This is a genomic window from Vibrio sp. TRT 1302 (genome assembly GCF_050113875.1).
Classification (GTDB): Bacteria; Pseudomonadota; Gammaproteobacteria; order Enterobacterales; family Vibrionaceae; genus Vibrio.
Genome location: NZ_JBNJOF010000019.1, coordinates 36,198 through 55,364 on the forward strand (window position 1 = coordinate 36,198; position 19,167 = coordinate 55,364).

The window sequence follows — 19,167 nt, forward strand, 5'->3', positions numbered from 1 at the left end:
TCTCAATCTTACAGAGACATAACAAGGAATGTGCCAAACAGGAATTAATAGGAATTAGCGACAGTAGTCAGACCAAATCTGATACGCTTTTTCAAACGCCAAATCATAGTCGTTAAATTGTGCGAACAGCGTCGCAGCCATCGTTGCGACAACTGTGTTAGCCATCATGTTGAGATCATTAGGGTCAGTATTGAACACACACGATTTTGGTAAGGGAATATCCGTCAACATACGTTCAGTCCAATAGTGTGACTCGACACCCTTTGTCGTGCTTACCCACACGGTTTGGCTCACTTTAGGATTGTATTCGGATTCACCCGACTGACCTTTAAATGACACCACAGCGTGGCTCGTTAAACCTATTTCAGATTCGACTTCAGCATGTAGTTGCTGGAACCCAGGGTGGAAGCTACCACGAAGTCCAAGCTTGGCGCCTCCGGGATTCAGAGCTCGAACAACGGTGTTAATCGGCGTCCTTAACCCATAGCGATTCTTCCAACCAATCATCACTTCAGCTTGAGGCGCAAAGTGTTTAAGAGGTAGATAGGCGATCCCTTGCTGCTCTAACAGCGTCTGCGCATGCTGTGGGGAATCAGCCAGTGGCACGGATAGCGCATCTAAATAATCTTCAGCATGCAACCTTCCCGCAGGTCGATCGTGATAACCATGCAGCAACACCTTGTATCCATCATTAGCCAATAGCTTAGCTGCCAATAAATGCCATGGCTGGCCAGCGCTGGCTCGTTTTCCTGCGTAGCAAGGCCAATCAATATCGGCACCTAAGTTTGGCACACGAGATTGGAAGGCTTTGACGAAACCACCTATCTCTTGTTGAGTTTCATTCTGTACACGGATCAGCATAAGCAACATCGCCATCTGATCGTCACCACACTGACCATCAAGATATTCGTCCATTACTTGATAAGCTTGCTCAAAGCTCAAAGGCTTGCGCCCTCGCTCACCACGTCCTACTGTGCGGATACATTCCAATATTGTACTCATACTTCCTCTTGCGAAATCACTGACTCTACGGTTCTTTTGAGTTCTTCTCGCAGTTTGACGACTTCCCCTAAGATAATCAATGCTGGACTGACGCCTTTAAGTTCATTCGCCTTTTCAGTGAGCTGATTTAAGCCACATACATGTACTTTTTGTTGGCGACTGCAACCATGGGTGATGATGGCAAGAGGAAAATCGGCAGCGACCCCGTGGCTTAACAAGCCCTGTTCAATTTCTTCTGCTTTCTCCAGCCCCATATAAAACACCAATGTCTGCCCCGCCCCAACAAGTTCAGACCACGCAGGCAACGCACCTGTGACCACTTGTCCTGTAACAAAGGTGACACTGCGCGCCAGTTCACGGTGAGTCAACGGGATATAGGAGGAAGCAGCACAGCCAATCGCCGCGGTAATTCCTGGGATTACCTGATAGTCAATGTTGTGCTTGGCGAGCATTAAACCTTCTTCTCCACCACGGCCAAAGATAAATGGGTCTCCCCCTTTAAGCCGCACAACCGATTTACCTAATTTCGCGAATTCAACCAAGATAGTACTGATTTCCTGCTGGGTTAAGCTCGGTTGTCCACAGCGTTTTCCGACATAGATTTGTTGGCACCCTAAAGGGGCAAAATCTAGGATTTCTCGATTTACCAATCGGTCATAGATGATGACATCAGCCTGCTCAATCGCTCTGAGGGCTTTCAGTGTCAATAGCTCTGGATCATTTGGTCCTGCTCCGACTAAATAGACTTTACCACCGCGCGCGGTTGGCTCTGAGCGGTTATCCTTCATGATTTGCTGATAGTTTGTATAGCAATGGCTGACAAACCCAGCACTGCGTAGGTCACGAAATGATCCCTCTTTATGCAATCGACTTGTTTTCATTGGCTATCTCCTACTTGCTGACGCTGATCATTTGTCCATGACGTTCTACCAACTGATTTATCTGTGGTAGGCATGAACCACAATTGGTTCCACATTTAAGCCGGTTTTGGAGCTGAATGACGGTATTGCATTCGCCGCTTTCCAGCGCGTTTATAATTTGCCTGTCATTAACCCTGAAGCAGCTACAGACCAATTCTGTCTGCTCTTGCTGCGCTGCAAGAGAAAGTAGTTGAGAAAACGTTAGTTGTGTCCCAACCAGCCGAGCCAGTTCACTACTCGATGACTTAATCGGCTGGCGCGCGACAATCAGCAACGAGCGGACAATTTTTTGCTCACCAACGTCATCAAACCCTACCGATAACCACCCATCAGCCAGTTCAAGCACAATTCTACGTTGGCAATTCGTCCCACCAATATCGTTGGCTGTACTTTTGTCGATCCAATCACGGCTAGCAAAACGCCAGACACCTGTACGCTCTTCGGTTTGGAAGGAACGGTATAGGCAGTCATTCATCTCAAATCGTTCACCGAGATAGAGGCCATAGCTAGCGACTCTAACGGGTTGCAGATCAACCTGTTGAGACTTGAAGGCAGGTTGACCAGAATGGGGGTCAACCGTACGGCTTAAAAGAGCATTAATCTGACTATCCGCGCCGTAGACGCCACCCCAGTGCATCGACATAAACAGCTGTTTGTCACTTAAACCATCATCAAAAGCGGCTTTAACAACGATGCTTGTTTCGCTGCTTGTCCCAAGCAAACTGACCAATTGCCCCTCTTCGATGCCCATATATGCGGCTGAATGTGAGTTGATGTATACCGTTGGTTCTGGCTCGGTGACGGCTAAATGCGAGATGTGACCTGTGCGCGTCATCGTATGCCATTGGTCGCGCTGACGACCACTGTTGAGCCACCACTCGCCATCACTCGTCGTTATTTTTGGTTCCGTTACAACAAATCTCGCTCTTCCGTCAGCATGGCTGAATTGACCACCAGAAAATGGTCGATCACCGCCCCACTGCACTGGCTGCCACGCACTGTAGTCGAGCTCACTGATATTGGCGTATTGGGAAAGATTTAGCAGCAAAGGGCTTCCTTCGTTTAATCCAGTCATTGCAGCGTACTCTCGAAACACCTGTGATTCCGTCGAGAAATCAAGCAAGTTGTGCATGCCGAGTCTTTGACATAATTTCGCGCCAACCTCTGCGATGATTCGCCAGTCTGGCTTCGCTTCACCTTTGGTCGGTAAAAACTGGCGCTGCCTTGTGAGCATACGCTCGGAGTTGGTGACCATGCCCTGCTTTTCCCCCCAACCAGCGGCCGGTAACAACAGATCCGCATACTTCGCTACATCGCTATCGGACGTGACATCGGAAACAATCACCAACGGACATTTTTCCAATGCGCGCCGAACAAATAGGTTATCAGGCATCGATACCACAGGGTTGGTCGCCATTATCCAGATGACTTTGATATCACCTCGATCCACCGCTTCAAATAACTCAACCGCTTTTAGACCCGGCTTGGTTGCTAGATGATCAGTTTGCCAAAAATCACTGATTATCTTGAGTGACTGTGCATCAAAGCCTCTGTGAATAGCTAATTGATTTGCCAATCCTCCCACTTCACGTCCGCCCATCGCGTTGGGTTGGCCTGTTACTGAGAAAGGTCCCGCCCCCGTCACTCCGAGCTTTGCTGTTGCTAAGTGAGCATTTATGATGGCATTGGCCTTGTCTGCACCAAACTCTGATTGATTTACCCCTTGGCAAAACAGTGTCACGGTACGCTTGGTTGTCGCAAACCAGCGATAGAAGGTCGTTAATTGTTCCAGTTTTAAGCTCAACTGCGAACAAAGTGATTTGAGAGTATAAGTTTCACACGCTAGATGGCTAAACAGGGCTTCGCTGCCACTGGTATGTTGTTTGATGTAGTCACTATCTAGATACTGATTATCGATACAAAAGCGCAGCAAGCCGTTATATAGCGCGATATCACTGTCATTGGGTATCGGAAGGTGTAAATCCGCCTGCTGCGCCGTCACTGTTTCTCGTGGATCTATGACGACCATTTTAAGATCAGGATTGCGTTCTCGAGCCTGCTGAATACGACGAAACAGCACCGGATGAGTCCAAGCGGTGTTGGCACCACAGATAACAATCAGCTCCGCTGCGTCGATATCATCATAGTTCACGGGGACCACATCTTCACCAAACGCTCTGTTGTGTGCCACTACCGCCGACGACATGCACAATCGTGAGTTAGTATCAATGTTGGCACTACCCACCACACCTTTCATAAACTTGTTCGCTAGATAGTAATCTTCGGTCAGCAATTGTCCTGAGACGTACATTGCGGTTGAGTCTGGCCCATGATTTTTTATCGACTGAGAGTAAGCATCAGCAATTAAGTCGGTGGCCTGCTCCCAGCCAATCTGATCCCCTTTGTATTTTGGATAGAGCAACCGAGTAGGCATGTCGAGGCTCTGTGCCAGTGCCGACCCTTTTACGCACAATGATCCTTGGTTCGCAGGATGCTGTTTATCACCAACAATACCAAGTTGATTGACCTCTACTCCACAGCCCACGCCGCAGTACGGGCAAGCCGTTTTCATACATTCCGTTGTCATCACACTCTCCTTAAAACGGCGAAAGCCTCTCTCACTAACGGAGAGAGGCTTCGCTGCCTGTGACGTTGTTATCTATATTTTTGGCCGCCGTTTACGGAGGCAATTACTAAAGAGCAAATAGAGTGCCAGACATTTGAGTCTAATAAATTCAATGACTTAACCTAGCGTCATCATGATGGTCGCACTAGATGTGTGCAACAACGTTCGATTCGGTGCGAAGCGAACCAACATTTGGTGCTGTTGTTTGATTCTCACCTTCTCTTATCCCACCATAGATATTCACCAGACAGATGAGTTATAGTGGCTCAAGGCTGATTAGTCGCTATAGCAGGGAAGGAGATGGACGACTATAAACAACAAATTGAACAGCTCAAGCATGAGAATGAAGCGTTAAAACGCGCCAACCAGCGTTTGCAAGAAAAGCTTAACGTTGCACTCGATGGCAACGGACTTTGTCTATGGGAACAGCATGTGCCGTCAGGAAGGTTGACCATTTTTAACATGGAATGGGGAAAGATGCTCGGCTACCAGCCCAATGAACTCACTGCCACGGTAGAGACATGGAAAAGTAAGCTGCATCCCGACGATTATGATTTGGCTGTTGGCGCTTTTGAAGACCATATCGCAGGTAAAACCGACCTTTATCAGGTCATTCATCGTATGACCCATAAAGATGGCACCGACAGTTGGGTTTCCGATCGTGGCAGAATTGTTGAGTACGCAGAAGATGGTTCGCCGCTGCGTATGATGGGCACGCATATCGATATCACCCAAGAAAAACGCTATGAAATACAGCTCGCCAAGCTCGCCAATAGCGACCCTTTGACTGGTGTGTTAAATCGTATCGCCATTGAGGATGCTTTTGATCACCAACTCACGTTCAATCAACACAAAACCAGCGCACTTATCTTTATCGATATCGATAACTTTAAAAACATTAATGACCAATCCGGTCACCAAGCGGGCGATAGGTTATTGATTGAAATTGCCGAAGGTTTGACCCGTCATATGCCTAAAAACGCAAAAATTGGCCGTCTTGGTGGCGATGAATTTGTCATTCTTTGTGGTAATTCCACTCGCAACCAGATCACACACCTTTGTGATTCACTGTTGGTCAATGTGATCCCATCGATAAATGCCAACAACAGAGCCGAGATTGGTCTAAGTATAGGAGCTTGCCTATATGCTGGAAGTCACCATCAATTCGCTGATATCTATCAACGCGCTGATGAAGCCATGTATGAGATTAAGAAAAACGGCAAAAATGGTTTCGCACTGGTTGAGTTGGACGACTCAAATAAACCATTGGCAGAAGTGTAAAAACAGCAGATATAAAAAAACCAGCAATAAGCTGTTTTTTTTAATGGAATGGAGGCGCGTCCCGGAGTCGAACCGAGGTCCACGGATTTGCAATCCGCTGCATAGCCACTCTGCCAACGCGCCTCAAATTTTGTAGATGGTGCCCCGGGCCGGACTTGAACCGGCACAACGCGAACGTCGAGGGATTTTAAATCCCTTGTGTCTACCAATTCCACCACCAGGGCACACAAATCTAAACTTGTGATGGAGACACCATCTAGGATATCGATATAAAAATCGCTACCCAAATAATCTGGAGCGACACACGAGGTTCGAACTCGTGACCTCAACCTTGGCAAGGTTGCGCTCTACCAACTGAGCTAGTGTCGCAAATGGAGGCGCGTCCCGGAGTCGAACCGAGGTCCACGGATTTGCAATCCGCTGCATAGCCACTCTGCCAACGCGCCTTTTTTTTCAACGCTTTAGGTTACCCACCGCTGCGTTCGCTGCATACTTTACGGATTGAGCGATGAGAGTCAAATAAAAATATCACATTTTATTTTGATTGCTGAGTTTTGAAGCAATATGGCGCTTGTTTGATCTATACGTTCACTGATTGTACTAACACAATCACTAGCTACCGAGTGAAAGCTGTTGCAACTTAGGCAACTTTTTCACAACGAGCTGATAAGAACGCTCACACAAGTCTTCAATCATACCGTCTTCTACATCTCCCGGATAATAAACCGTAACCCAATGACGTTTGTTGGTATGGTAACCAGGTGTGATGTCAGTGAACTGGCTCGTCAACACCTCACCATCTTCAGGCACCACTTTGACTGTCACATACTCCCTTCCTTCCCTTTCCGACAATATGGCAAACATCTTACCTTTAACTTTGTACACAAGAGCCTGAGGACCAAATGGATAATCGGCTTCTGCACCTACGAATCCATCGAGAAACTGGGCAAGTTGAGTATTGTTCATCGTGTTACTCCCAAAAACAAAAAGGAGCATGACGCTCCTTATTTGGCTAAGACTTAGCGACTAATGCATTGCCTGAAAATTCAATCCCTTGCCATCCGTACTGAATAAAATTACGGATGTTGGCGTGATCTTCACCTTGAGGATTACCCAAAACATCATCACGGTAATATTGACCAAAGCAAGCAAGCGTTGCCGCAGGTTGCAGTTGATTTAACTGAGCAAATGCAAAGATCTTACAAGACCCATTGTTTTGATCGGCCTGATTGTGAGTATTGCCGTTAGTGAATGCCGTTGGGGTAAAGCTGTAGTTCGCATCAATAACTGCCATCGTCTCTTCAAACTGAACACTTTCAGGTGCCTGAGCAAGTTTGTCTAGAAAAGAATTAAGTTCCATATCAGTGTGTACTCCTTTGATTTCGGAACACTTTATAATAGGGAGTACGAGAATGAAAGACACACAGCACTGACGGACAGAGGTTGTCCGTCAGTGCTGGGTTGATTAACCGTTCAAATTTGCGTTAATACTTGAATTGAGATACCTCGGAATTGAGCTGTTCCGCTTCACTTGAAATGCCTTGCAACACCTCGTCTGCATCCTGAACTTGCACCGATACTGAGGCGGAAGCGTCGGCAATAGACGTTATACTGCCGCTTATCTCATCCGTCACCGCTCTTTGTTCTTCCGTCGCAGCCGCTATTTGTACATTCATCTCATTGAGTTCGTTGAGCATGTTGACGATTTGCTCAAGCATATGGGTATTTCGATCACACGTAGTGACCCCTTGTGAGACCGTCGCATTCGCATTTTGGATACTGGAAGAAACCCCATTTGTTTCTCGTTGCAGTGACTCAATTTTACCGCGAATTTCTTCAGTAGAGGCTTGTGTTCGCCCAGCGAGAGAGCGTACTTCATCGGCAACCACAGCAAAGCCTCGCCCTTGTTCACCCGCACGAGCGGCTTCAATAGCGGCATTGAGCGCAAGTAGGTTAGTCTGCTCTGCAATACCTTGGATGACATCTAAAACTTCAGCGATCGAATTAGTCTCATTGTTCAATCTGTCTATTGCTGCGACCGCAGTCTGCATTTCCGCATCTAAGCGAGAAATTTCGTCACCGAGGCTTTGCCCAACCAATACCCCTTCACTGCCGGTTTCATTGGCTTGTTTTACAAATTCGGCCGCACGGTTGGCAAACTGAGCCACTTCCGCGATAGAAGCGCTCATTTGATTCACCGCAGTGGCAACAGTTTCGGTTCGCGCGTTCTGATCAGCCACCGAGGAGCGAGTATTATTCATATTACCCGCCATACTTTGGGTGTTGTCATTCAAGTTGTTAGTCACTTGGGCAAATTTGCCAATAATGTCCTGCAAATGCGTAAACAAGCCGTTTAACGATACCGCAAGATCCGTCATCTCATCTTTGCCTTCAACAGTTAAACGTTGAGTCAGGTCGTTGTTTGCACTGATGTGCTGAATTTTTTGACTCGCTAGCCTGATCGGTTTAGCAATGCTGCTGCCGAGGAAATATGAAATGATCATTGAGATAGTGACGACAACAAATATGCTACTAATCACTGTAATGACCACGGCTTTGTTGAGCGTTGTGATATCTTGTAGCGCTTCATCTCGGTCAATTTCAGTAATGATTCCCCAAGACAACCCAGCCGCTTTGATTGGCGCATAGGCCGACAGCACTTCAACCCCGCGATAATCAAGAATTGACTCCGAGCCACTTTGCCCTCTAAGGGCGAGTTTAGACGTTGATGTGGACACAGGCTGGCGACCAATGGCTGAGGATTTGGCGTCAATCTGATTGATGACCTGAGCACTGACGCCCGCCGCCTCTAAGGCAGAAAAATAGCCATCTGGCGACTCCAAAAAGAATCGCGACTCACTGCGTAACAGGCCATCCTGCCCCACTAGGTAAGTCTCGCCACTTTCCCCTAAACCAGCGTAGCTCCAACTACCACCAAAGGTCATGATTCTATTGATCTCATCAACGGGCATTTGGAAGATTAAAACGCCTAAGGTTTCACCGTTTCTTTTTATCGGTGTTGCGATAAACGAAGCCGCGGCTTCGTATGAAGGGAAATAAGGCGCAAAGTCATCCAAGTAATACTGGTTCGCTGATAAGTTCAAAGCTTGGTTATAGGCCTTGGCCAAGCCACTATTCGCATACGGGCCTTTCTTTAGGTTGGTCGCATAATCCAGCTCTTTAAACACCGAATAGACAACCAATCCTTGCATATCGACCAAGAAAATATCGTAGTAACCAAACTGTTCCAAAAATCCCTTGAAGCTGGGATGGTAAATACTATGGACTTTGTCGTACTCCGTCCCGAGGGAGTCACTCATTAGCTGGTGTTTTTCTCCCAGAGGATTGGGGTTGGTACCTATGTATCTGGCTTGAATCGCCCTTGAGGTTGCATCCAATGAGTTCAGTTTCTCTAACTCACCCGCGGATTGCCCAGAGTTAGACTGACGATATTTCGCGCCGAAACTTGATTGGTAGTAGTCTCGGAGTTTACCGAGATCACTTTCAGAAACAGATTCGATGGGATAGCTGGCAAACGCGTTACTAAACAAGGTTATCGCATCTTGAACCCCGACAGCATTTGCCGTCGTCACCACTTGACCTGCAATTTGATTGAAATAGTTTTCTATTTCATTTTTCTTAATTTCTCGAACAGAAATTAACTGGCTATTTGCTCGCTGATAGAGCGCACTCTCGGACAGATCCGAGGATCGCCACCCGACAATAATACCAGTCGCGACCACAGCTAAAGTACATAATAGCGTTGAAGCCAACACCATTTTTGTTGCGATTTTCATAACGACAACCTCTTGCGGATTGCTCAAGTCCGCATTTCATATTTAGAGGAATCGCCAGCCAACGCATTAGACCCAAAATGTTACGTGTGCGCGCTATGTATTTATATATCTTTCCTAGATATTGTATGCGCACTTGTCATTTAGTGTATGCAACCAATCTTAACCTTTCAACAAGATGGAAAAACAAATTAATCAATAGGAAGCCAGAGCACTCACAAAAGGGGCGACCTTACATCCGAATCCCCCCATCCACTTCAATGACTCTTGCGTTGACATAATCGTTTTCGAAGATGAACTTCACCGTATGAGCAATCTCCGATGTTTTACCCATGCGTCCAGCAGGAATCATCGCCTCAAGCCGCGCTATTGCCTCGGGCTTCATCTGCGCAGCCATTGGGGTTTCGATAACGCCTGGCGCTATCGCAACGGCACGTATTCCATAACGCGCTAACTCTTTACCCCACGTTGTCGCGAGTGTCGCCACGGCAGCCTTAGACGCCGCATAGTTTGTTTGTCCGATATTTCCTGCGCGAGCGACACTCGATATATTGATGATCACGCCCTGACTATCCGTTTCTATCATGCGCAGTGCCGCTTCCCGCCCACACAAAAACGTTCCGGCCAGGTTGACATCAATGACAGCATTAAATTGCTCCAACGACATTTTACTTACTACGCCGTCTTTCACTTTGACCAGCAATCCATCTCGTAGAATGCCTGCGTTATTGATTAAGCCATTCAATCGTCCAAAATAAGTGACAATGTCACTAAAAGCTTGTTCAACTTGCGCTTCATCGGTTACGTCAACACGGTAAGTCAGTGCTTTTACGCCCAACATATGGCACTGGTCTTGGGTACTTTTCAACGCCTGTGGATTAACATCTATCAGAGCCAGTTCAGCGCCTGCGTGGGCGAGCGTAATCGCCATCATCTGACCTAGCCCCTGCCCTGCACCGGTAATTGCAATGACACTCTCTCTTAACTCCATGGCTTCTTCCTTCGTATCTTGGTTAGGATTTCGATTGATAGAATTCAAACAAGCTAGAAAAATCGAGTAGCTCATTACCCTTCGCATTGTGAAGAGCATAAAGGTTCCGCGCTAAAGCTCCCATAGGCACCGAAGATTGGCTTTTCGCAGCCGCCTCCATACCGAGACCAAGATCTTTGAGCATAAGTTTACTCATAAAACCAGGCTGATAACCGTTTGAAGCGGGTGATGTTTCCATAACATCGGGACATGGGTTGTAGAGTTCTAACGCCCAATTACGTCCAGAGCTTTGGAGCATAATATTGGACAACACCTTTGGATCTAAGCCGTTATCCATCCCTAAGGTCAGCGCTTCACACGTTCCAGACATCAAAATACCCAGCATAAGGTTATTGCAGATTTTGCCCATTTGACCACTGCCCACAGACCCCGCGTGAAAGATGTTCTTACCCATGTGTTTCAGCACTTTCTCGGCATGTTCAAATGCCACATCGCTTCCGCCAACGATAAAAGTTAACGTCCCTGCTGCTGCGCCAGCAACACCACCCGACACAGGAGCATCAACGAATTCGATCCCTTGTTTTTGTGCTGCTTGACCAACAACGCGTGCCGACTCCGGATCAATGGTCGACGAATCAATCAATAAAGTGCCCGAGGTAACATAAGCCAGTAAACCTTCATTGTTTTCCGCACCGAGATACACGGCCCTGACATGCTCACCCGCTGGCAGCATAGTGATCACCACATCTACATTGGTAACCACATCTTTTAGTGAATGACACAGTGTTGCCCCTGCTTCAACCAGTGGGCGCGCCAACGCTTCCACCAAATCAAACACCTGAAGATGACAACCTGCGTTGATCAGGTTTTGAGCCATTGGTGCACCCATGTTACCAAGTCCAATAAACGCTATCCTTGTCATGGTTTTCTCCTTTAATAATGACCCAACTGTGCCAATGGGTGTGCCTCTTCACTCCATAATGAAGTAAACATTTGATCAATTGCAGCGGTATCTACAGCGGCCACGTTGGGGAATCGCCACTTAGGTTGACCATCCTTATCGACGAGTCTTGCTCGTACCCCTTCTTGAAATTCCCCCATCAACGCACTTCGTACCGAGAGAATCAATTCCAGACGAAAGCAATCCGCTAATGAGAGTTGGTCAAACTCTGTCATCTGTCGATAGCAAAGATGGACAGTAATCGGGCTGCCAGAAACCAGATTGGCTTTCGCTGTCTCTAACCATGCTTGATTTCCCTTTAATGCAAGAATATTGTCGGTAACTTGCAGAGCACTGTCGCCATCGCACGCCTGTTGTATCTCATGAAAATAAGGCATGATCTGTAAGTCAGGCTTATAAGTGCAGCTTTCCGCCTCGAAACTTTCTAGTATTTCGGTTACGACCTCATAGGCATCATCCACACACTCCCAGTCGGCGACTTGCAGTTGTTCGAGTAACACTGATTTATGCTGAGCAAGTGCGATATGATCCGCCAGATGAAGTTCCAACGCATCCGCTGAGTTGACCATGATGCCTGTCATACCTAGAAACATCCCGATGCCTCGATCCAGTCGATTGAGGAACCAAGTTCCTCCTACATCAGGGTAGAGACCTATCGTGACCTCAGGCATGGCCAAGCGAGACTCTGGAGTAACGACCTTATGGCTAGAGCCCATATACAAGCCCATACCACCCCCCATGACAATACCCTGCCCCCAAGCAATAATCGGCTTACAATAGGTATGGATTAGATAGTCACATTGATATTCAACGCTAAAAAATTGGCTGCAAAACTCTTGAACTTGCTGTGGCGTTTTGTCACGCATAACCTGATGCATGGTACGAACATCGCCCCCTGCACAAAATGCTTTTTCTCCACTGCCGTCAAGCAATACGCACACGACTTGATCATCTTCGTGCCAACGCTCTAACTGATCTTTAAGTACAACCAACATCTCATAGGTGAGCGCATTGAGTGATGATGCGTTATCTAATGTCGCTACGCCTACCATGTGATTGTTATCGCTACAGGTTAATTCAGTGAAGTGAACCGTGTCCTTCATGCTGATTCCTCCTATCTGTTTTTCCATTGGGGTGGGCGTTTTTCCAAGAAGGCATTGACGCCTTCTTGCTGATCTTCGCTGTCAAATAAGCCAATAAATAGCTCCCTCTCCATGACCAAGCCATGAGATATAGGGCTTGTACGTGCATTCTGGATTAACTGTTTACAGGCCGACACTGAGGTTGGTGACTGATTGGCGACGTTGTTCGCAAGTGCAACCGAACGACTTAATGCGTCACCTTGTGGCACCACTTCTTCAATCAATCCTATTGTTAATGCTTGGCTTGCATCGACTTGCTCTCCGCACAAAATAATACGTTTGGCCCACCCTTCTCGCACCAATGCAGTGAGGTTCTGCGTTCCTCCCGCACAAGGGAGAAGCCCTACTTTCGCTTCAGGTAGTGCCATTCGTGCCTGCTGCTCGGCAATGCGTATATCACAGGCAAGTGCAACTTCTAGTCCTCCCCCCATGGCGTAGCCATTGATCGCGGCAATGGAGACACCTCGAAATGCAGTGAGTGTCTCAAATGCTTCCCCAAACACCCTTGCCATATCGATGGCGACACTTTTGTCACCCGATGCAAAAAGATTCAGATCCGCGCCTGCTGAAAAGAACTTCTCTCCTTGCCCAGTGATGACTAATGCGTACACGTCCGGCATAGCGTTAAGCGACAACACCAACTGTTTGAGTGCGACAAGACTGTCTCGCGTCCAAGTATTTGCTGGTGGATTGCTGATGGTAATAACGGCGACGTGATCAGTAATCTGGTATTGAATCGCGCCATCTTCATTCTGCTGCATACTTTCCCCCTAAAGTAGTTGCGCTTCTTCCTGAAGCAACCGTCTTGCGATAATGACACGCATAATCTCGTTAGTACCTTCAAGGATTTGATGCACGCGTACATCCCTGAAATAGCGTTCCATCGGATACTCTTTGATATAACCATAGCCGCCATAAAGCTGTAGCGCCTGATCGCAAACCGCAAAACCTATGTCGGTTGCGTAACGTTTTGCCATCGCGCAATAGGCCGTCGCCTCTGAGTGATGATTGTCCAGCTTACTCGCTGCAAGTCTTACTAACTGCCTCGCGGCAACCAATTCCGTTGCCATGTCTGCGAGTTTGAATTGAAGCGCCTGAAATTGTGCCAAGGACTGACCGAACTGCTTGCGCTCCTTGAGATATTGGGTTGATTGATTGAGGGCTTGTTGCGCCGTTCCTATCGAACACGTCGCGATGTTGATCCGTCCTCCATCTAGCCCTTTCATCGCAAAGGTAAATCCTTGCCCCTCTTCGCCAAGTCGATTTTCTGCTTCAACGAACACGTTATCAAAACTGATGCTGCGCGTTGGTTGGCTGTTCCAACCCATTTTTGGCTCTTTACGCCCATAACTGATCCCTGCACGATCAGCGGGCACAACAAAAGCCGAGACTCCCTTGGCCCCTTTATCACCGGTTCTCGCCATCACAACCAGTACGTCCGTCTCCCCTGCACCTGAGATGAACACCTTTGCCCCGTTGAGAACATATCCATTGTCTGTTTTCGTTGCGGACGTGGTTAACGCTGCGGCATCAGAACCTGCATTGGGTTCCGTCAAACAGTAGGAACCAAGCCACTCACCACTGGTGAGTTTAGGACAGTAAGTATCAATCGCCTGTTGTGTGCCAAAGGACCCAACCATCCAAGTGACCATATTATGAATGGTCATAAAGGCAGTGGTCGACGTACACCCCATCGCTAATTGTTCAAATATCAAAGAGGCATCAAGACGCGATAATCCTAAGCCACCTGCCTGTTCAGGTGTGTACAAGCTTAGAAAACCTAATTCACCCGCTTCGCGCAGTATCGCCTTAGGAAAAACCTGTTGTTCATCCCACTGCGACGCCATTGGCATCAGCTTTTCTCTGGCAAACTGACTCGCCATATCGACGAACGCTTTCTGATCTTGGTTGAGTTCAAAATCCATAGTGACTCCTTAACGCAACTGAATGGTCATATTTGGCCCACTGGGAATGTCATCTTCAAACCAGCGCGCTGTCACTGTTTTGGTTTCCGTGTAAAAGCGCACGGCCTGCTTACCATACGCATGCAGATCACCGTAGAAACTTGCTCGCCAACCGGTAAATGAGAAGAAAGGAAGCGGAACAGGGATTGGCACATTAATTCCGACCTGTCCTACCTGAATTTGGTGCTGGTACTTTCTCGCTGCGGCGCCACTGGCGGTGAATATGGACGTTCCATTGCCATAAGGATTGTTGTTAATCAACTCTATCGCTTGCTCTAAGGTATCCACCTCTAGGCAGACTAAAACGGGGCCGAATATCTCTTGCTGATAAATGGACATATCCGTAGTCACGCCACTAAACAAGGTCGGAGCAAGCCAATTGCCGTTCGGGTATCCATCGACGGAGCACTGGCTACCATCAAGCACACAAGTTGCCCCCTGTGCTTTTCCTTCCTCAATCAAACCAATGACTCTGGCTTTCGCCTGTTCACTGATAAGAGGTCCGTAACCCGCTTTATCGTCATTCCACGCTCCCGGTTTTACTTTCGCCAACTCGGTCGCCAGATCGCTGATCCACTGCTTAGACTCTCCGACAAACACAGCGGCAGAAATCGCCATACAACGCTGCCCTGCGGCACCCACCGACGCTCCAACCAAGTTACTAATCACTTGAGCTTTGTTAGCGTCAGGCATTACTACCATGTGATTTTTTGCTCCCGCAAAGGCCTGTACTCGCTTATTGTGCGCCGTTCCTGTCTGGTAAATGTATTTCGCCACGGCAACAGAACCGACAAACGACACCGCCTTGATCACTGGGTGAGTCAACAGATAGTCCACTTGAGCCTTGCCGCCATGAACAATTTGCAGCAGTCCTTTTGGGGCTCCTGCTTGGGCAAACAGTTCCGCCAAGCGCATCGCAGTTAAAGGGACTTGCTCTGAAGGTTTGAGGACAAAAGTATTACCAGCTGCAATGGCAAGGGGAAACATCCAAAGCGGAATCATGGCAGGAAAGTTAAAGGGAGTAATACCACAGCAGACCCCAAGAGGTTGAATCAGCGAATAGGTATCAATATCTGTCGCAACGTTTTCAACCGTTTCGCCCATCATATTGCTAGCGATATTCGCCGCCTGCTCAACCACTTCAATACCTCGCCACACATCACCTTTGGCATCGACGGAGGTTTTGCCTGTCTCTTTTGACAGCAGGAGTGCCAGCTCGTCATGATGCTCTTTGAGCAAATGCTGATATCTGAGCATCAGACGCGCTCTGTCTGATACGGCAACTTCTTTCCAAACGTGGAACTGCTCTAGCGCGCTCTCTATCGCCTGTTCCATTTCAGCATCAGTCGCACAGGGCAATGTTGCGATGATCTCATTCGTTGCGGGGTTGGTTACTTCTATCCAATCTCTCGTTGCGGACTGACAAAACTCGCCACCAATAAATAAACTGACTGACTGTGTCATTGTGATTTCCTTTTCCATCGTGAAGTTTGTTTAGAGCGGGATCTCGATACCGATCGCGGTAGCCTCTCCTCCACCAATACAGATTGCGGCAACCCCTCTCATGACTTTTCTCTGGCTAACATCGCCGTCCACTCCAAATGCCTGTAACTGTCTTAGGCTGTAGATCAGCGTCGTTAATATTCTCGCCCCACTCGCACCTATTGGGTGGCCCAAAGCACAAGCTCCCCCCTTAACATTTACTTTGTCTTGGTCGAGTTTAAGTTCGCGAACAGCAATTTGTGTCACAACCGCAAAGGCTTCATTGATCTCCCAAAGATCAACGTCGCTCACCTCCCAATCAAGCTGCGAAAGTAGCTGTTTAATCGCATACACGGGTGCAATGGTAAATTCAGCGGGTTCTCTGGCGTGGCTCGCGTGCGCTTTAATTACCGCCAAGGGTTTCGCGCCATGAGATTTGGCGGTTTCACTATCCATGACGATTAACGCAGCGGCGCCATCAGAAATAGCACTTGAATTGGCCGCAGTGATCGTCCCATCCTCAGAAAAAGCCGCTTTGAGACGTGATATTTTTGACAAATCGATGGATGGTGGAAGTTCATCACAACTCAACGGCTCTCCGTTTTGAGCTTCAACTGGAACCATCTCTTGGTCGAACATGGCTTGGTTTTGCGCTGCTAATGCACGCTCTACAGACAAGGTGGCCCATTGGTCCATTTGCTCACGGGTGAAATGGTATTTATCCGCCGTTCTTTGACCATAGACGCCCATAAGTTCACCTTCATAAGCGTCTTGCAGGCCATCAAGGAACATATGATCATAAGTGGTTTTGTGGCCGATTCTCATACCACTACGCGCATCTTTCAGCAGATAAGGGGCATTACTCATACTCTCCATACCACCAGCAACCGCGCATTGAATCGAACCTGCTCGAATCAAATCGTTCGCCAGCATCACAGACTTCATTCCTGAACCACACACCTTATTGATCGTGGTACAAGCAGTGTGCAGAGGCAACTTCGCTGCCCGAGCTGCTTGTCTTGCTGGCGCTTGGCCGCATCCTGCGGGTAGTACACAGCCCATGTAAACTTCTTCAACAATTTGCTCAGTTAGGCCCGACTGTTCTAGCGCTGCACGAATGGCGATGCCACCTAACTGCGGGGCAGAAAGACCAGCCAGAGCACCTTGAAAACGACCCATTGGAGTTCGTTTCGCTGATACGATCCATATCTCTTTCTGCTCCATTTGATGCCCCTTTTATGCTGACATTATTTCTTGACGTTTACGTAAGCATAGCACTAACATTTACGTAAACGTAAAGAAACGAATCAATTACATTTTGTCTGTTTAGGTTGATTAGCCAACATAGGTGCCAACCGTCTGATAGCCCAAATAAGAACACACAGGAAATTTAGCTCAGTGGAAAAATATAAGATCAGCGAACTCGCTAAAGAATTTGATGTGACGACTCGCAGTATCCGCTTTTACGAGGATGAAGGACTGATTCATCCAGAGCGCAAAGGCAGTATGCGTATCTACAACCGTCGTGATAGAACCCGCCTCAAGCTGATTCTACGTGGTAAGCGTCTTGGGTTTTCTTTAGCAGAAATCCGCGAATTATTTGAGCTGTACGATACACACCAAGGTGAAACTCAGCTAACAGAAATGCTGAAGATCATTGATGAAAAAGAAGCGGTGCTACTGCGCCAACTCGAAGACATTAATCATATGCTTGAAGATCTCAACGTAGCGCGTGAACGTTGCCAGCAAGCATTAGTTGTGGACCCGCAATAACTTATAGTCCTTAAACGTCTTCGAATACTACGTTATTAGCCGATAGTCGGAGGCGTTATGATAAGCCAATATACACCGCTCAATTTTGGGCACGATGAATCGATCAATTTGTTGCGCGAACACGTCAATGGATTCGCTCAACAACAGATCTCACCGCTTGCCAGTGATATAGACCGCTCCAACTCATTTCCTAACCATTTATGGCCATTGCTCGGTGAAATGGGGCTACTCGGCGTGACCGTTTCTGAACAATATGGCGGTGCTGAGATGGGTTATCTTGCCCATGTTGTGGCGATGGAAGAGATCAGCCGCGCCTCAGCGTCCGTAGCGCTCAGCTATGGGGCTCACTCCAACCTCTGCGTCAATCAAATATTCCGCAATGGAACCCAAGCGCAAAGGCAACAATTCCTGCCTAAACTGATCGAGGGTAGCCATGTCGGAGCGCTGGCGATGAGTGAGCCTAACGCAGGTTCAGACGTTGTTAGCATGCAACTCAAAGCGGATCTTAACGGCGACCACTACCTACTCAACGGGTGCAAAATGTGGATTACCAACGGCCCAGATGCCGATGTAGTGGTCGTCTACGCGAAAACCGATGCGAGTCAGGGTGCCCATGGTATCAGTGCATTCATCGTTGAAAAATCGGTCTCTCCTTTCCAACATGCTCAAAAACTGGACAAGCTTGGCATGCGGGGGTCCAACACCTGTGAGCTGGTCTTTAATAATTGCCCCGTCCCCGTTGAAAATATGCTGGGAGAAGTGAATCAAGGCGTAAAAGTATTGATGAGTGGGTTGGACTACGAACGCGTAGTACTCGCCGCAGGTCCGCTTGGAATCATGCAAGCGTGTCTCGATTTGGTGATCCCTTATGTTCACGACCGCAAACAGTTTGGACGTTCAATTGGTGAGTTTCAGTTGGTTCAAGCCAAAGTTGCCGACATGTATACACGTTCCAATGCAGCCCGAGCCTATGTCTACGCGGTTGCCAGTGCTTGCGATAACGGACATGCGAGCCGCAAAGATGCCGCGGGTGTGATTCTTTACAGTGCTGAACTTGCGACCCAGATGGCACTGGATACCATCCAGCTGCTTGGCGGCAATGGATACATAAACGAATTTCCTGCGGGTCGATTGCTACGTGATGCCAAGCTGTATGAGATTGGTGCAGGTACTTCAGAAATCCGACGCATGCTAATTGGTCGGGAACTGTTTGAAGAGTCACGTTAAAGGG

The 19,167-nt window shown here is 47.9% G+C and carries 16 protein-coding genes and 4 tRNA genes; 3 read left to right on the top strand and 17 right to left on the bottom strand.

Annotated elements, in window-relative coordinates; translation table 11 throughout:
* Positions 1 to 54: 54 nt before the first annotated feature.
* The 3 genes from ACQEXP_RS17365 to ACQEXP_RS17375 are packed head-to-tail and all read right to left on the bottom strand — an operon-like array spanning position 55 to position 4,509.
* Positions 55 to 1,002, bottom strand: coding sequence for a glycosyl transferase family protein (locus tag ACQEXP_RS17365; protein WP_269375527.1), 948 nt, complete (start codon positions 1,000 to 1,002; stop codon positions 55 to 57).
* Entirely contained in the window at positions 999 to 1,883 is an 885-nt protein-coding gene (cobA, locus tag ACQEXP_RS17370; protein WP_426971080.1) for a uroporphyrinogen-III C-methyltransferase, read from the bottom strand. The genes ACQEXP_RS17365 and cobA overlap by 4 nt, the downstream gene beginning before the upstream one ends.
* Positions 1,884 to 1,893: 10 nt before the next feature.
* On the bottom strand, positions 1,894 to 4,509 hold the full coding sequence (locus tag ACQEXP_RS17375; protein ID WP_426971081.1) for a nitrate reductase: 2,616 nt from the start codon (positions 4,507 to 4,509) through the stop codon (positions 1,894 to 1,896).
* Positions 4,510 to 4,848: 339 nt separating this feature from the next.
* On the opposite strand from ACQEXP_RS17375, the gene ACQEXP_RS17380 reads away from it, so the two are divergent.
* Positions 4,849 to 5,829 (top strand): diguanylate cyclase domain-containing protein, encoded by a 981-nt coding sequence (locus tag ACQEXP_RS17380; RefSeq protein ID WP_426971082.1) that lies wholly within the window; start codon positions 4,849 to 4,851, stop codon positions 5,827 to 5,829.
* Positions 5,830 to 5,878: 49 nt separating this feature from the next.
* Here the strand turns inward: ACQEXP_RS17380 and ACQEXP_RS17385 are convergent.
* The 14 genes from ACQEXP_RS17385 to ACQEXP_RS17450 all read right to left on the bottom strand — a co-directional run bounded on the left by ACQEXP_RS17385 (position 5,879) and on the right by ACQEXP_RS17450 (position 17,387).
* A tRNA-Cys gene (locus tag ACQEXP_RS17385) sits at positions 5,879 to 5,952 on the bottom strand.
* A 14-nt stretch (positions 5,953 to 5,966) separates the two neighbouring features.
* Positions 5,967 to 6,053, bottom strand: a tRNA-Leu gene (locus ACQEXP_RS17390).
* Positions 6,054 to 6,122: 69 nt separating this feature from the next.
* Positions 6,123 to 6,198, bottom strand: a tRNA-Gly gene (locus ACQEXP_RS17395).
* Positions 6,199 to 6,201: 3 nt separating this feature from the next.
* Positions 6,202 to 6,275, bottom strand: a tRNA-Cys gene (locus ACQEXP_RS17400).
* Positions 6,276 to 6,441: 166 nt separating this feature from the next.
* The gene (locus ACQEXP_RS17405) at positions 6,442 to 6,795 is read right to left on the bottom strand and encodes an MmcQ/YjbR family DNA-binding protein (protein WP_426971083.1); all 354 of its coding nucleotides are present in this window, start codon (positions 6,793 to 6,795) and stop codon (positions 6,442 to 6,444) included.
* Positions 6,796 to 6,841: 46 nt separating this feature from the next.
* Complete coding sequence (locus ACQEXP_RS17410; protein WP_331428251.1) at positions 6,842 to 7,189, bottom strand: HopJ type III effector protein; 348 nt, start codon at positions 7,187 to 7,189, stop codon at positions 6,842 to 6,844.
* Positions 7,190 to 7,313: 124 nt separating this feature from the next.
* The gene (locus ACQEXP_RS17415) at positions 7,314 to 9,626 is read right to left on the bottom strand and encodes a methyl-accepting chemotaxis protein (protein ID WP_426971084.1); all 2,313 of its coding nucleotides are present in this window, start codon (positions 9,624 to 9,626) and stop codon (positions 7,314 to 7,316) included.
* A 229-nt stretch (positions 9,627 to 9,855) separates the two neighbouring features.
* Positions 9,856 to 10,614, bottom strand: coding sequence for an SDR family oxidoreductase (locus ACQEXP_RS17420; protein ID WP_426971085.1), 759 nt, complete (start codon positions 10,612 to 10,614; stop codon positions 9,856 to 9,858).
* 22 nt (positions 10,615 to 10,636) lie between these two features.
* Positions 10,637 to 11,536 (bottom strand): 3-hydroxyisobutyrate dehydrogenase, encoded by a 900-nt coding sequence (mmsB, locus tag ACQEXP_RS17425; RefSeq protein WP_426971086.1) that lies wholly within the window; start codon positions 11,534 to 11,536, stop codon positions 10,637 to 10,639.
* An 11-nt stretch (positions 11,537 to 11,547) separates the two neighbouring features.
* Positions 11,548 to 12,678: an enoyl-CoA hydratase/isomerase family protein gene (locus ACQEXP_RS17430; protein WP_426971087.1), complete on the bottom strand. Its 1,131-nt coding sequence runs from the start codon at positions 12,676 to 12,678 to the stop codon at positions 11,548 to 11,550.
* An 11-nt stretch (positions 12,679 to 12,689) separates the two neighbouring features.
* Entirely contained in the window at positions 12,690 to 13,478 is a 789-nt protein-coding gene (locus ACQEXP_RS17435; RefSeq protein WP_426971088.1) for an enoyl-CoA hydratase, read from the bottom strand.
* Between the two features lie 9 nt (positions 13,479 to 13,487).
* Positions 13,488 to 14,642, bottom strand: a complete 1,155-nt coding sequence (locus ACQEXP_RS17440) for an acyl-CoA dehydrogenase family protein (protein WP_426971089.1) — start codon at positions 14,640 to 14,642, stop codon at positions 13,488 to 13,490.
* A 9-nt stretch (positions 14,643 to 14,651) separates the two neighbouring features.
* The gene (locus ACQEXP_RS17445; RefSeq protein ID WP_426971090.1) at positions 14,652 to 16,145 is read right to left on the bottom strand and encodes a CoA-acylating methylmalonate-semialdehyde dehydrogenase; all 1,494 of its coding nucleotides are present in this window, start codon (positions 16,143 to 16,145) and stop codon (positions 14,652 to 14,654) included.
* 30 nt (positions 16,146 to 16,175) lie between these two features.
* Positions 16,176 to 17,387, bottom strand: coding sequence for a thiolase family protein (locus ACQEXP_RS17450; RefSeq protein ID WP_426971091.1), 1,212 nt, complete (start codon positions 17,385 to 17,387; stop codon positions 16,176 to 16,178).
* Positions 17,388 to 17,561: 174 nt separating this feature from the next.
* Here ACQEXP_RS17450 and ACQEXP_RS17455 point away from each other — a divergent pair, with 174 nt between their 5' ends.
* Both ACQEXP_RS17455 and ACQEXP_RS17460 read left to right on the top strand, forming a co-directional pair.
* Positions 17,562 to 17,936 (top strand): MerR family transcriptional regulator, encoded by a 375-nt coding sequence (locus ACQEXP_RS17455; RefSeq protein ID WP_138973529.1) that lies wholly within the window; start codon positions 17,562 to 17,564, stop codon positions 17,934 to 17,936.
* Positions 17,937 to 17,993: 57 nt separating this feature from the next.
* Positions 17,994 to 19,163, top strand: coding sequence for an isovaleryl-CoA dehydrogenase (locus ACQEXP_RS17460; RefSeq protein ID WP_426971092.1), 1,170 nt, complete (start codon positions 17,994 to 17,996; stop codon positions 19,161 to 19,163).
* The last annotated feature ends 4 nt before the right edge of the window (positions 19,164 to 19,167 follow it).

Coding starts and splice junctions, on each gene's coding strand:
- ACQEXP_RS17365 (WP_269375527.1), bottom strand. CDS start 1,002: ATGAGTACAATATTGGAATGTATCCGCACAGTAGGACGTGGTGAGCGA.
- cobA (WP_426971080.1), bottom strand. CDS start 1,883: ATGAAAACAAGTCGATTGCATAAAGAGGGATCATTTCGTGACCTACGC.
- ACQEXP_RS17375 (WP_426971081.1), bottom strand. CDS start 4,509: ATGACAACGGAATGTATGAAAACGGCTTGCCCGTACTGCGGCGTGGGC.
- ACQEXP_RS17380 (WP_426971082.1), top strand. CDS start 4,849: ATGGACGACTATAAACAACAAATTGAACAGCTCAAGCATGAGAATGAA.
- ACQEXP_RS17405 (WP_426971083.1), bottom strand. CDS start 6,795: ATGAACAATACTCAACTTGCCCAGTTTCTCGATGGATTCGTAGGTGCA.
- ACQEXP_RS17410 (WP_331428251.1), bottom strand. CDS start 7,189: ATGGAACTTAATTCTTTTCTAGACAAACTTGCTCAGGCACCTGAAAGT.
- ACQEXP_RS17415 (WP_426971084.1), bottom strand. CDS start 9,626: ATGAAAATCGCAACAAAAATGGTGTTGGCTTCAACGCTATTATGTACT.
- ACQEXP_RS17420 (WP_426971085.1), bottom strand. CDS start 10,614: ATGGAGTTAAGAGAGAGTGTCATTGCAATTACCGGTGCAGGGCAGGGG.
- mmsB (WP_426971086.1), bottom strand. CDS start 11,536: ATGACAAGGATAGCGTTTATTGGACTTGGTAACATGGGTGCACCAATG.
- ACQEXP_RS17430 (WP_426971087.1), bottom strand. CDS start 12,678: ATGAAGGACACGGTTCACTTCACTGAATTAACCTGTAGCGATAACAAT.
- ACQEXP_RS17435 (WP_426971088.1), bottom strand. CDS start 13,478: ATGCAGCAGAATGAAGATGGCGCGATTCAATACCAGATTACTGATCAC.
- ACQEXP_RS17440 (WP_426971089.1), bottom strand. CDS start 14,642: ATGGATTTTGAACTCAACCAAGATCAGAAAGCGTTCGTCGATATGGCG.
- ACQEXP_RS17445 (WP_426971090.1), bottom strand. CDS start 16,145: ATGACACAGTCAGTCAGTTTATTTATTGGTGGCGAGTTTTGTCAGTCC.
- ACQEXP_RS17450 (WP_426971091.1), bottom strand. CDS start 17,387: ATGGAGCAGAAAGAGATATGGATCGTATCAGCGAAACGAACTCCAATG.
- ACQEXP_RS17460 (WP_426971092.1), top strand. CDS start 17,994: ATGATAAGCCAATATACACCGCTCAATTTTGGGCACGATGAATCGATC.